This is a genomic window from Ruegeria sp. AG7, from assembly GCF_056541545.1.
In genome coordinates, this window is sequence record NZ_JBQFYP010000019.1 from 35,012 (window position 1) to 48,378 (window position 13,367).

The window sequence follows — 13,367 nt, forward strand, 5'->3', positions numbered from 1 at the left end:
GGGCCGCGGTGGCGCAGGACCTGCCGCGCCCGCTGACAGATGATGACTTTATCCCATTTGATATGGAACAGGCCACTATCGGTCATCAACTGTTTTACGATCCGATCCTGTCAGGCAATCAGAACATTTCGTGCGCCCATTGCCATCACCCCGATTTCGGCACCTCTGACGGGTTGTCCCTGGGGATCGGCGAAGGCGGACAGGGTCTTGGACCGGAGCGCACACCGGGTACCGGGGCGGACAAGATCCGCAAACGCATTCCCCGAAATGCGCCGGGGTTGTGGAACCTCGGGGCCAAGGACATCCGTACCGTTTTCCACGATGGCCGCCTGAGCATCTCGGACCTCTATGGCAACGGGTTCAATTCGCCTGCACAGGAATGGCTGCCCGGGGGATTGAACTCGCTTCTGGCGGCGCAGGCCTTGTTCCCGCTGACCGCGCAATTCGAGATGGCCGGTAATGTCGCTGAAAATCAGGTGACCGGCGCGGTTCACGACAGGATCGACAAGGGCTGGCCGATCCTTGCCAAACGCGTGCGGACCGATCCGCGCTATGGCCCTGCCATAGTCGCGGCTTTTGACAACATCGAGACCACCGAAGACATCACGATCACCCAGATCGCCAACGCGCTGGCGGCCTTCATGGCCATCGAGTGGCGCAGCACCGACAGCCCATTCGACCAGTACTTGGCTGGGGACAAGGATGCGCTGTCAGACATCCAGAAAGACGGGATGAACCTGTTTTATGGCAATGCGCGATGCGCGACCTGCCATGCGGGTCCGTTGATGTCGGACCAAGAGTTTCACGCGCTAGGTTTGCCCCCTTTCGGGCCGGGCCGGACCCGGCAATGGGACCCATATGCGCGGGACGTTGGACGGATGGCGGAAAGCAACCGTCTGGAAGACGCCTATCGCTTTCGCACGCCGATGCTGCGCAATGTCGCCCTGACCGCGCCCTACGGGCATAACGGTGCTTTTGCGGACCTCGAAAGCATGATCCGTCACCATCTTGACCCACAGACCAGCCTTGCCAAATGGAAACCCGACATGGCTGCGTTGCCCAAGGTTCCCTGGCTGCAAAAAGCGGATTTCGTGGTGTGGGAAGACCGGTTCGAAATGGAACGCCAGCGCAGCAGGATCGACATTGCGCCAGTGACGCTTTCGGATGTGGAAATCGCCGCCCTTGTCGCATTTCTGCATTCCCTGACGGGCACTGGTATTGGCTCTCCTCCTTTCGGGGTGCCTGCCGATTTCAACCCCTGACGGCGGTTACGCCATAATGACAATTGATCCGGCAAAATGTCGGATTAGTCGATCACTTCGTCAAATTGCGGCCTATGAAATGTCTGGCCAGCCCTGCACCATAATATCAGGAACAGAAATTTACGGAGACGTTGATGTCCTGGAATATTTGCGTAATCGGGGCAGGCAAGATCGGTCAGATGATCGCGACGCTGCTGAGGGCCTCGCCAAACTATACAGTGACCGTGGCCGACCATGACCTGAAAGCACTGGGTGATATCACAAGGCTTGGTATTGGCACGAAACAGATTGATGCCCGGGATGCGGACAGTCTGGCAAAGGAACTGACCGGGTTTAACGCCGTGGTTTCAGCGGCACCGTTCTTTCTGACCCCGAACATTGCCAAGGCCGCCAAAGAGGCGGGCGCGCATTATTTCGACCTGACCGAAGACGTTGCGGCCACCGAGGCCGTACGCCAACTGGCCGAAGGCAGTGAGACAGCTTTCATGCCGCAATGTGGTCTGGCACCTGGTTTTGTGGGTATCTCCGGAGCCGCGCTTGCAGCGGAGTTCGATGAGCTGGACAGCCTGCATATGCGGGTGGGCGCGCTGCCGCTTTATCCGACCAACGCGCTGAAGTACAATCTGACCTGGTCGACCGATGGGTTGATCAACGAGTACTGCAATCCATGCGACGCCATTGTGAACGGCAAACTGGTCAAGACCGCGCCGCTGGAAGATTACGAGATTCTGGGTCACGATGGTGTGGAATACGAGTGTTTCAACACCTCGGGCGGATTGGGCACGCTGCCGGAAACACTGGAAGGCAAGGCGCGGGCCGTGTCTTATCGCACGATCCGGTATCCCGGCCATTGTGAAATCCTGAAACTGCTGCTGCACGATCTGGGGCTGGAACGCCGCCGCGATCTGCTGAAAGAGATCTTCGAGACCGCCCTGCCCCGCACCGATCAGGACGTGGTGCTGGTCTATTGTACGGCCAAGGGTATGATCAATGGCGTTCTGCGCGAGAAATCCCTGATCAACAAAAGCTTTGCCCGCACCATCAACGGACAGGTCTGGAGTGCCATTCAGGTCACCACAGCTGCGGGTATTCTGGGCGTCGTTGACCTGATGCGTACCGGCACGCTGCCTTCGAAAGGGTTTGTCCGGCAGGAACAGGTCAAACTGAACGACTTCCTGAAAACAGAATTTGGCCAGCTGTATCGTGCTGGTGACGTGACCCGGCAAAACAAGGCGGCCTGAGATATGAAAGACATCGTAATGACAGCCCAAACCACGCTTGCAAATCTGGATCTGACGGGTGCCGCATTGAAGGGCGGCACCCTGAAAGTGACGTCGCCGATTGACGGCAGCCTGCTGGCCGACGTGCATGAAACTCCGGCCACCGAAATGGACGCGATCATTGCCCGCGCCAAAACCGCGTTCAAGGCGTGGCGCGTTGTGCCGGCCCCGCGTCGGGGCGAGCTGATCCGCCTGTTGGGCGAAGAGCTGCGCGCCGCCAAGGACGATCTGGGCGCGCTTGTCAGCTGGGAGGCCGGCAAGATCACGTCCGAAGGTCTGGGCGAAGTGCAGGAGATGATCGACATCTGCGACTTTGCCGTTGGTCTGTCGCGTCAGCTTTACGGTCTGACCATCGCATCGGAACGTCCGGGGCACCGGATGATGGAAACCTGGCATCCGGCGGGCCCAGTCGGGGTGATCTCGGCCTTCAATTTCCCGGTTGCCGTCTGGTCGTGGAACGCCGCTTTGGCACTGGTTTGTGGCGATCCGGTGGTCTGGAAACCGTCCGAGAAGACCCCGCTGACAGCGATGGCCTGCCAGAAGATCTTTGAACGCGCGCTGGTGCGGTTTGGCGATGCCCCCGAAGGGTTACTTCAGGTCCTGATCGGTGGCGCGGAGTTGGGCGAGGCGCTGGTGGCCAGCGAAGATGTTCCGATCATCTCGGCCACGGGTTCGACACGTATGGGTCGTGCAGTTGCGCCCATTGTAGCGGCACGCTTTGGCAAGTGCATTCTGGAACTGGGTGGCAACAACGCGATGATCGTTGGCCCTTCGGCGGATCTGGAAATGGCCGTGCGCGCCATTGTCTTCTCGGCCGTTGGGACCGCCGGTCAGCGCTGTACCACGCTGCGCCGTCTGATCGTGCACAACTCGATCCGCGAGGAACTGGTGGGCCGCCTGAAAAAGGCTTATGCCGGTTTGCCCATCGGCAATCCGCTGTCTGAGGGCACGTTGATCGGGCCACTGGTAGATGAGGCATCGGGTGCCGCCATGACAGCCGCACTGGAAGCCGCAAGGGCCGAAGGCGGCACCGTGTTTGGCGGCGCGCGCGTGACCGCAGGGCTTCCTGCGGGTGTCTATATGCAGCCCGCAATCGTCGAAATGCCCGGCCAAAGTGCGGTCGTGAAAACCGAGACATTCGCACCGATCCTTTATGTCATGGGCTATGACGATTTTGACGATGCGATCCAGATTCAAAACGATGTGCCGCAAGGGCTGTCATCCTGTGTGTTCACGCTGAACATGCGCGAGGCCGAGCAATTCCTGACTGCGGCGGGGTCGGATTGCGGTATTGCCAACGTCAACATCGGCCCCTCGGGCGCCGAGATCGGTGGCGCATTCGGAGGCGAGAAAGAAACCGGTGGCGGACGCGAAAGCGGCTCGGACGCGTGGAAGGCCTATATGCGCCGCCAGACCAACACCGTGAACTACTCGGCAGAGCTCCCGCTGGCGCAGGGTGTCAAATTCGACATCTGAACCAGCGCGCAAACTGACGGACATTCTGATCCCCCCGGAGCTTTGATGTTTCGGGGGGATTGCTTTTGTCGCGCAGGGTTTGGCACTGGCAGGCTGAAGCAGGCACAAAACCTGTGGTTCTTGACGAAATCCCTGCCGTGCGGCATGTGATGTCGCTGGGGGGAACGGCATGTCCGATAAGGTCAGATGGCCCGACACGGCATGTATGAACAGATTAAGCGTCCGAGTGGCCCCGATGGCTGGCTGCTTTTATACCGGAAGGTAAGTAAGATATGTGCCCTGCACCCGTTGATGCAGAGACCCCGCGCGGGTTCATCATCCCGATCGGCGGCGGCGAAGACCGCGTCAAGGAAATGCAGATCCACCGTAAGTTCGTAGAGCTTTCAGGTGGTGAGAATGCCGATATTGTCGTGATCCCGACAGCCTCGATGCTAGAAGAGACCGGACCGGATTACAATCGCATCTTTTCCGAACTGGGTGCGGGCAAGGTCGAATTTCTGCCCATCTCACGTCGTGCCGATTGCGATAATCCCGATTATGCCGAGATGCTAGACCGCGCCACAGGGGTTTTCATGACCGGTGGCAATCAGCTGCGACTGTCGGCGATTCTGGGTGGCACGCTTGTTGCGCAGAAAATTCGCCGTCGGAATGCGGCCGGTGTGCCGGTTGCCGGCACTTCAGCCGGGGCATCAATCATGTCCGAACACATGGTGGCCGGGGGCAGCAGCAACTCGGCCCCGGCTGAGGGCAATATCACGCTGGCTCCGGGCATGGGCTTGACCAACGCCGTCATCATCGACCAGCATTTCACACAGCGCAATCGGCTGGGACGTTTGTTAACTGCTTCATCTTTCAACCCTTTTTTGATCGGACTGGGTATCGACGAAGACACGGCAGCCTTCATCGGACCCGATAATGTCCTTGAAGTCGTGGGCAGTGGATCGGTTACCGTCGTTGACGCCAGTCATCTGACTCATTCATCGATGTGGGACGCGCGCCGCGGTGAAGCACTGAGCCTGCTTGGACTTCGGCTTGACGTTCTGGGCGAAGGGTGCCGTTATGATCTGACGGCTCGCCAGGCTTTTCCGCCGGATGAGCATATGGCGTTCTGCACATTGCCGGACATGTCCGGTCAAGAGGCCGCCAGCGGGGGGAATAATAGCTAACCAACGGGGAGCCTCATGAAAATAATCTCGACCAATGTCTTTGTCGGCCCAAATGTCTGGGCAAGTTTTCCGGTCATTCGCCATGTCATCGATCTGGGTGTTCTGGAAGAGTGGCCCTCGGCAAAAATTGGTTCCGAGTTTATTGACGCCTTGATCAAGGCGCTTCCCGGTCTGGCGGAACATGGCTGCTCCTATCGCGAACCCGGCGGCTTCATCCGCCGCCTGCGCGAGGATGAAGGCACCTGGTTGGGGCATGTGCTGGAACATTGCGCCATCGAAGTGCAGAACGTGGCCGGGTCCGACGTGACCTTTGGCCGTACGCGCGGCACAGGTGAGCCGGGCCAGTACAATATGGTCTATGAATACCGCCAGCGTGACGTCGGTCTGGATGCGGGCAATTTGGCGATGCGGTTGCTGATGCACCTGCTGCCGCAATCCCTGAAAGATCAGGTGGATTACGAATTCGACCCGGACTTCAACTGGGATGAAGAACTGCGCAGCTTTGTGCTGAGGGCGCAACGCAAGGAATTTGGCCCGTCGACCGGATCGCTGGTCAAGGCGGCGCAGGAACGCGACATTCCGTGGATCAGGCTGAATTCCGGCTCGCTTGTGCAATTTGGGCACGGCAAGTTTCAGAAACGCATTCAGGCGACAATTACGTCCGAGACCAAGCATATCTCGGTCGAGATTTCCTGCGACAAGGAAGACACCCATAATCTGCTGAACGATCTTGGCCTGCCGGTACCGCAGCAACGCATGGTCTATTCGGCCCGCGAGGCCGTGCGTGCGGCAGCGCGGATCGGGTTTCCGGTGGTGGTCAAACCGTTGGACGCCAACCATGGACGCGGCGTTTCGATCAATCTGAATTCCGATGCCGAGGTCGAGGCGGGCTTTGCCGAGGCCAAGGAGCATTCACGCAGCCGCGCCATTCTGGTTGAAAGCTTCATCACCGGCTTTGATCACCGGATGCTTGTCGTGAACGACAAACTGGTTGCGGTGGCCAAACGCGTCCCCGGCCATGTAATAGGCGACGGCACCCATACGATTGCCGAATTGGTCGACATCGTGAACCAAGACCCGCGTCGGGGCATCGGGCATGAAAAAGTGCTGACCAGGCTCGAGCTGGACAATCAGGCTAACCGCCTGATGGAGAATGCGGGCGTGACGGAAGACACTGTCTTGCCCGAGGGCGAGGTTTTCTATCTGCGCTCGACCGCGAACCTGTCAACGGGTGGCACCGCCATCGACCTGACCGACGTGGTGCATCCCGACAACCGCGACATGGCCGAACGCGCCATCATGGCCGTCGGGCTGGATGTGGGCGGTGTCGATTTCCTGATCGACGATATCACTAAATCCTACAAGGATATCGGTGGCGCGATTGTCGAAGTAAACGCCGCCCCCGGTTTCCGGATGCATGTGGCCCCGTCCGAAGGTCAGCCGCGCGATGTGGCAGGCAAGGTCATCGACATGCTGTTCCCCCCCAATGAACAGACCCGCATCCCGATTGCGGCCATAACCGGCACCAACGGCAAGACGACCACGTCGCGGATGCTGGGTCATATCATGAAAACCAGCGGCAAAATCGTTGGCATGACCTCGACCGACGGCGTCTATGTGGATGGCAAGCTGAGCGTCAAGGGGGACATGACCGGCCCGAAATCGGCACAGATCGTCCTGCGTGATCCGATGGTCGATTTTGCGGTGATGGAAACCGCGCGGGGCGGGCTGGTGCGCTCGGGTCTGGGCTATCAACGCTCGAACGTGGCGGCCTGTCTGAACGTCTCGGCAGATCATCTGGGTCTGGGCGGGATCAACACGGTAGAGGAGCTGGCCGTCGTCAAACGGGTGGTGGTGGAAAGCGCGACCGATACGGCCGTGCTGAACGCCGACGACATCAATTGTCTGAAAATGGCCGATTATGCCGGGGCGGATCAGATCTTCTATGTCACGACCAACCCCGGTCACAGTCTGGTCAAGGAACATATCAAGACAGGGGGCAAAGCCATCGTGCTGGAAAAAGGCATGAATGGCGACATGCTGACCTTCTATGACAAAGGGCTTCACATCCCGGTTCTGTGGTCGCATCTGATCCCCGCCACCCTTGAGGGCAAGGCGATCTTCAACGTGCAAAACGCCATGGTCGCGGCGGCAATGGCCTATAGTTTTGGGGTCGATCTGGACAATATCCGGCATGGTCTGCGCACTTTCGACACCAGTTATTTCCAAGCGCCGGGGCGGATGAACGTCTATGATGAACATCCCTTCAAAGTGATTCTTGATTACGGCCACAACCCAGCCGCGCTGAAAGCGATGGCCGCATTGGCCGATCAGTTGGACGTCAAGGGCCGCAGGCTGTGCGTTGTTGCGATGCCCGGCGACCGCCGCGATGAAGACATCGTTGATGGAGCCGCAGCGCTCGCCGGGCATTTTGATCATTTCATCTGCAAGGCCGATGACCGCCGCCGGGGTCGCGGGCATGACGAAGTGCCGCAAATGATGCGGCAGGCCCTGATCGATTGCGGGACGCCAGATGAGGCGATCACGATCATCCCGGATGAGGTTGAGTCCGTGACCGCCGCGCTGGAAATGGCGGCACCGGGCGATCTGCTGGTGATCTTTGGCGATGACACCACACGGTGCTGGAAACAGATCATCTACTTCAATTCCGATGGCGAAACCTCTGAAACCGAGGCGGCATCCAGGACCAGCCCCGCCGACACCACGTTCGAGGACATGTTAGACAGCGACCAGAACCTGATCCGGGACGAACGCGGCGTAAGACTGGCGCGTGAAGTCAGCGAAGACGCGGATTGAGCGAGGGCACCGGAATGGACCGGATCGAAGAGCTTGAAACCGCGCTGACCATCGAATGCGCGACCGCTGATCATATTCAGGTGGATGACGCGCGGCGTCTGACCGGCCCCGGCCTGTTATGGGATCACCCCGGCGCGGTGATGGATGTGTTTTTCACGGATATCGACCCCGCGCAGGTCATTGCACTGTGGGAAAAACATGCCCGGCGCGTTCTTGATGCGCTTGGCTGGCAGGATCAGGCACTGACCCACCGTACCTTCACCGGTGGTGTCAATCTGGCAATCTCGGCACCGATGGATCAGCTTTATTCCGCGATCTTTGCAGCGCAGACCGCCTGGCATTTCTGTGCGGCAGAGTTGTTGGCGACGACGCCGGGCGATTTTGATCAGATGATCCGGGACGTCAAAGGCGTCATGGCGAAGGAGGCCAATCCTGCGCTGATCGCCCTGATCACGGCAGCCGAGGCGCATGGCGTGGATATCCTGTGCGACGATGACGAAATTTCCATCGGGCATGGCACCGGCAGTCAAACCTGGCCTGTCGACGCATTGCCCGCCCCGGATGACGTGGACTGGCCCGCCCTTCACAACATCCCCGTCGCCTTCATCACCGGAACAAATGGCAAGACCACGACGACCCGGTTGCTGGAGGCCATCGCCCGCGCCTCGGGCAAGGTCGCGGGACTGACCTCGACCGAGTTTGTGCGGGTGGGTGATGATATTCTGGATCGCGGCGATTATTCCGGCCCCGGCGGAGGGCGGATGTTGCTACGCGACAAGCGGCTTGAAATCGGCTGCCTCGAAGTGGCCCGTGGGGGTATCCTGCGCCGCGGCCTGCCGACACGTGCCGCCATGGCCGCCACTGTCACCAACGTGGCGAACGATCATCTGGGGCAATACGGCGTCAACACGGTGCCCGAGCTGGCTCAGGCGAAATTCGCCGTGCACCGGACACTGACCAAGGGCGGCGTTCTGGCCCTGAATGCCGATGATCCTTTTGTCCGTGCCGAGGCCGAAAACACTACGGCAAATATCTGGTGGTTTTCTCTGGATGCCGGGAGTGATCTGATCCGTCGGGCGCGGGACGCGGGAACATGCTGCGCTTATGTTTCGCAGGGCAATATCGTCTTTTTCGACGGCCGGTCCGAGCAGGTGGTCATAGCTGTGTCCGACGTGCCCCTGACCATGGGCGGGGCCGCGAAATACAACATCCTGAACGCTCTGGCGGCTATGTGCCTTGCGCTGGCTTTGAAGCTGACGCTTGAGGCGGTGCGGCATGGGTTGGCCGGGTTCAAACCGGATGCCAGGGACAATCCGGGTCGCTGTAACGAATTCCTATACAACGGCGCTCAGGTTTTCGTGGATTTCGCGCATAACCCGCATTCGATTTCTGCCGTGTGCGATGCGCTGTCGGCCCTGCCAGCAAAACGGCGGTTCATCATGCTCAGCCATGCCGGAGATCGCTCGGATCAGGACATTCGGGACGTCACTGCAACCGCGTTGAATTTCCAACCCGACGTGGTCGTTGCTGCTGAACTGGAAGGGTATCTACGGGGCCGCTCATTGGGAGAGATACCGGACCTGATCGAAAAGTCTGCCCTGGAACAGGGATATGACAAGACCCAGATCCAAAGGGCCGCATCCCCGTCGGAGGCCGCCGCGATGATCCTGAAACAGATGGAACCGGGCGATCTAGCCTTGCTGCTGGTTCTGTCGGAACGCGACGCCGTGCTTGAGATGCTGAACCAGCAGGCGACCTAGCGGTTTGAGGGATCAGTAAAGCAACGAACCGCCATTTCCGTCTGCGATCATCTGAGCAGCAATTCGCGCATCACCCTTGCATTGACACCCAGCCTGACAATACTCGCCTAACACAGGCAACAGACGGTTGAGGTTAGGTGTTATGGAGATTGAGCGGACGGGGTTGTCGGGTGTGTTGGTTATTCGCCCGCAGCGGCATGGGGATTTGCGGGGGTTTTTTTCTGAAAGCTGGAACAAGGCGCGGCTGAAAGAGGCTGGGGTTGTGTTGCCGGAGTTTGTGCAGGACAACCATTCGTTGTCGTCCGCGGTGGGGACATTGCGCGGCCTGCATTTTCAGGCGCCTCCGCATGCGCAGGGCAAATTGGTTCGGGCGGGCCGGGGGGCGCTTTATGATGTCGCTGTCGATATCCGCAAGGGATCGCCGACCTATGGGCAATCTTTCGGCATCGAGCTCAGCTTTGAGAACGGGCGACAGCTTTGGGTGCCGGCGGGTTTTGCCCATGGTTTTGTGACGTTAGAGCCCGACACCGAAATCTGCTACAAATGTACCAGCTCTTACAATGCGGATGCCGATGGGGGTGTGCGCTGGGACAGCTGTGGTATTGATTGGCCCTTGCAGGGGAACCCGGTGCTGAGCGACAAGGACAGGATTGCGCCTGCCCTGGCCGATTTTGACAGCCCGTTTGTTTACGAAGGATAGAATATGAAACTGTTGGTGACAGGTGGTGCGGGTTTCATCGGGTCCGCGGTCGTGCGGCGTGCCATTGCGGACGGACATCAGGTCGTGAACCTTGATGCGCTGACCTATGCGGCCTGCCTCGACAATGTTGCCGAGGTTGCAGAGAACCCGAACTATGCCTTTGTTCACGCGGATATCCGCGACCCTGCGGCCCTGAAGGCGGTGTTTGCCGAACATGCGCCTGATGCGGTAATGCACCTGGCGGCAGAATCCCATGTTGACCGGTCCATCGACGGGCCGGGGGCTTTCATCGAAACCAATGTCCTGGGCACATACAACATGCTGGAGGCGGCGCGCCGCTATTGGGCCGGACAGGGAAAACCGGACACTTTCAGGTTCCACCATATCTCGACCGATGAAGTCTTTGGCAGCCTGGGGCCCTCCGGCCAGTTCACCGAAGATACTCCCTATGATCCGCGGTCACCCTATTCCGCATCGAAAGCCTCCAGCGATCATCTGGTCCGGGCCTGGCACGAGACCTATGGCCTGCCGGTGGTGCTGACCAACTGTTCGAACAATTACGGACCCTATCATTTCCCTGAAAAGCTGATCCCTGTTGTGATTCTGAACGCAATCGCGGGCAAGGCGCTGCCGATCTATGGTGACGGCTCGAATGTCCGCGACTGGCTGTATGTCGAGGATCACGCCGACGCGCTTTTGTTGGTGGTGCAAAAGGGGGCTGTCGGCCGGTCCTACAACATCGGTGGCGAGAACGAGCGCAGCAATCTGGAACTGGTGCAGACGCTTTGCGCGATCCTGGACGACCTGCGCCCGAAACCGCAGGGGGTCTATGCGGACCAGATCACCTTTGTCACAGACCGCCCCGGGCATGATGCGCGTTACGCCATCGATCCCTCGCGGATGCGCAACGAAATGAACTGGTGCCCATCCGTGACGGTAGAGGAGGGTCTGCGCAGAACGGTTGAATGGTACCTGAACAATGAAGAGTGGTGGCGGTCCCTGCAAGGCCGGTCCGGCGTTGGCGAACGGCTGGGGGTCAGCGCGTGAAACTTCTGGTCTTCGGGGCGACCGGTCAGCTGGGCCGGGAACTGATCCGGTGTGGCGGGGAAATCTCGGTTGAAGCGCTTGGGCGCGACAAGGCGGATTTTACCGATCCCGAAGGGTGCGCGGCCCTGGTTCGCAACACCGATGCGGATGCGGTGATCAACGCCGCCGCATATACCGCCGTCGACAAGGCCGAGGCGGAGGAAGACCTTGCCCTGCTGATCAACGGAACCACGCCCACGGCGCTGGCCAAAGCTGCGGCCGGGCGCGGATTGCCGTTTGTTCAGGTCTCGACGGATTATGTGTTTGACGGGGCGGGCACGGCCCCGTTTCCGCCCGACCACGCGACCGGCCCGCTGGGCGCCTATGGGCGTACCAAGCTGGCGGGTGAGGCCGGTGTGATTGCGGCGGGCGGACCCCATGCAATCATACGAACCTCGTGGGTGGTGTCGTCACATGGACATAACTTCGTCAAAACCATGCTGCGCCTCGGCAAAGAGCGTGACCGCCTGACGATCGTCGCAGACCAGATTGGCGGGCCAACCCCGGCGGCGGAACTGGCCGGGGCCTGTGTGGGCGCGGCCCGTGCCCTTTTGACAAACCCGGATGAAAAGACCGGAATTTACCATTGCAGCGGTGGCCCTGATGTCAGCTGGGCCGATTTTGCCCGCGAGATCTTCGATCAGGCCGGCATTGACTGCAATGTCGAAGACATCCCGTCCAGCGCATACCCGACCCCCGCGAAACGCCCCCTGAACAGCCGCCTGGACTGCACGACACTGACAACGGACCTGGGCGTGCCCCGTCCGGATTGGAAGGCGGGCCTGCACAGCATACTTGAAGACCTTGGAGAGCTCGGCACATGACGACCCGGAACGGCAAGAAACGCAAAGGTATCATTCTGGCAGGCGGGTCAGGTACCCGTCTTTATCCGATCACGATGGGCGTCTCGAAGCAGCTTTTGCCCATCTATGACAAGCCGATGATCTATTACCCCCTTTCGGTGCTGATGCTGGCCGGGATCCGCGACATCGCGATGATCACGACGCCGCAGGATCAGGAGCAGTTTCAGCGCCTGTTGGGCGACGGAAGCCAATGGGGCCTGTCCCTGACCTGGATTGTTCAACCTTCTCCTGACGGGTTAGCGCAAGCCTATATTCTGGCAGAAGACTTTCTGGATGGTGCCCCCTCGGCCATGGTGCTGGGCGACAACATTTTCTTCGGGCACGGCCTGCCCGAGATCCTGCAATCGGCAGACGCCAAAGAGACGGGAGGCACCGTTTTCGGCTATCGGGTCGCTGATCCCGAACGCTACGGGGTCGTGGCCTATGACGAGGCTGGCGCCGTCACCCAGATTGTCGAGAAACCTCAAGTGCCGCCATCGAACTACGCCGTGACCGGGCTGTACTTTCTGGACGGCTCTGCCCCTGAACGGGCCCGCGCCGTAAAACCGTCTGCACGCGGCGAGCTTGAGATTGTCACCTTGCTTGAAATGTACCTTGAGGCCGGGTTGCTCAGCGTCAACCGCATGGGACGCGGTTATGCCTGGCTGGATACCGGAACCCATGCAAGCCTGCTGGACGCCGGAAACTTCGTGCGCACGCTTCAGGACAGGCAAGGCCTGCAAACCGGATCACCCGACGAAATCGCCCATACGCTGGGCTGGATCAACGACCACGACCTCGAAGCCCGCGCCCAAAGATTCGGCAAAAACGAATACGGAAAATACCTCAAAAACCTGCTCAACCAGTAGCCGTTCGATTGCGGTTATGGATTGCTTGAGTATTTGGTATTGGTTGCGGGTTTGGTGGTTAGGTCTTATTTAGCGTGTTTGGATGTTGGGATGGGTTGGTCTGCCGCAG

Annotated in this window: 10 protein-coding genes; all 10 read left to right on the forward strand. The window is 59.6% G+C overall.

Translation table 11 applies throughout. The features are described 5' to 3' along the window. The first annotated feature begins 8 nt into the window (after positions 1-8). The 10 genes from ACR0BF_RS18100 (at position 9) to rfbA (ending at position 13,258) form a co-directional block, all read left to right on the forward strand. A complete protein-coding gene (locus ACR0BF_RS18100) occupies positions 9-1,262 on the forward strand; it encodes a cytochrome-c peroxidase (RefSeq protein WP_480521094.1) in 1,254 nt (417 codons plus the stop codon). A gap of 134 nt (positions 1,263-1,396) precedes the next feature. Continuing rightward, on the forward strand, positions 1,397-2,503 hold the full coding sequence (locus ACR0BF_RS18105; protein WP_480496091.1) for a saccharopine dehydrogenase family protein: 1,107 nt from the start codon (positions 1,397-1,399) through the stop codon (positions 2,501-2,503). Positions 2,504-2,506: 3 nt separating this feature from the next. After that, positions 2,507-4,018, forward strand: a complete 1,512-nt coding sequence (amaB, locus tag ACR0BF_RS18110; RefSeq protein WP_480625464.1) for an L-piperidine-6-carboxylate dehydrogenase — start codon at positions 2,507-2,509, stop codon at positions 4,016-4,018. A 272-nt stretch (positions 4,019-4,290) separates the two neighbouring features. Then, positions 4,291-5,184 (forward strand): cyanophycinase, encoded by an 894-nt coding sequence (locus ACR0BF_RS18115; protein ID WP_480477557.1) that lies wholly within the window; start codon positions 4,291-4,293, stop codon positions 5,182-5,184. Between the two features lie 15 nt (positions 5,185-5,199). Further along, entirely contained in the window at positions 5,200-8,001 is a 2,802-nt protein-coding gene (gene cphA / locus ACR0BF_RS18120) for a cyanophycin synthetase (protein ID WP_480625465.1), read from the forward strand. After that, complete coding sequence (locus ACR0BF_RS18125) at positions 7,998-9,761, forward strand: Mur ligase family protein (RefSeq protein WP_480555890.1); 1,764 nt, start codon at positions 7,998-8,000, stop codon at positions 9,759-9,761. The genes cphA and ACR0BF_RS18125 overlap by 4 nt, the downstream gene beginning before the upstream one ends. 142 nt (positions 9,762-9,903) lie before the next feature. Beyond that, positions 9,904-10,461, forward strand: coding sequence for a dTDP-4-dehydrorhamnose 3,5-epimerase (rfbC, locus tag ACR0BF_RS18130; RefSeq protein ID WP_480625466.1), 558 nt, complete (start codon positions 9,904-9,906; stop codon positions 10,459-10,461). A gap of 3 nt (positions 10,462-10,464) precedes the next feature. Beyond that, positions 10,465-11,508 carry a dTDP-glucose 4,6-dehydratase gene (gene rfbB / locus ACR0BF_RS18135; RefSeq protein WP_480625467.1) on the forward strand — a complete coding sequence of 348 codons (1,044 nt, stop codon included), beginning with the start codon at positions 10,465-10,467 and terminating at the stop codon, positions 11,506-11,508. Next, on the forward strand, positions 11,505-12,371 hold the full coding sequence (rfbD, locus tag ACR0BF_RS18140; RefSeq protein WP_480496656.1) for a dTDP-4-dehydrorhamnose reductase: 867 nt from the start codon (positions 11,505-11,507) through the stop codon (positions 12,369-12,371). The genes rfbB and rfbD overlap by 4 nt, the downstream gene beginning before the upstream one ends. Continuing rightward, positions 12,368-13,258, forward strand: coding sequence for a glucose-1-phosphate thymidylyltransferase RfbA (gene rfbA / locus ACR0BF_RS18145; RefSeq protein ID WP_480521544.1), 891 nt, complete (start codon positions 12,368-12,370; stop codon positions 13,256-13,258). Before rfbD ends, rfbA begins: the two co-directional genes overlap by 4 nt. The last annotated feature ends 109 nt before the right edge of the window (positions 13,259-13,367 follow it).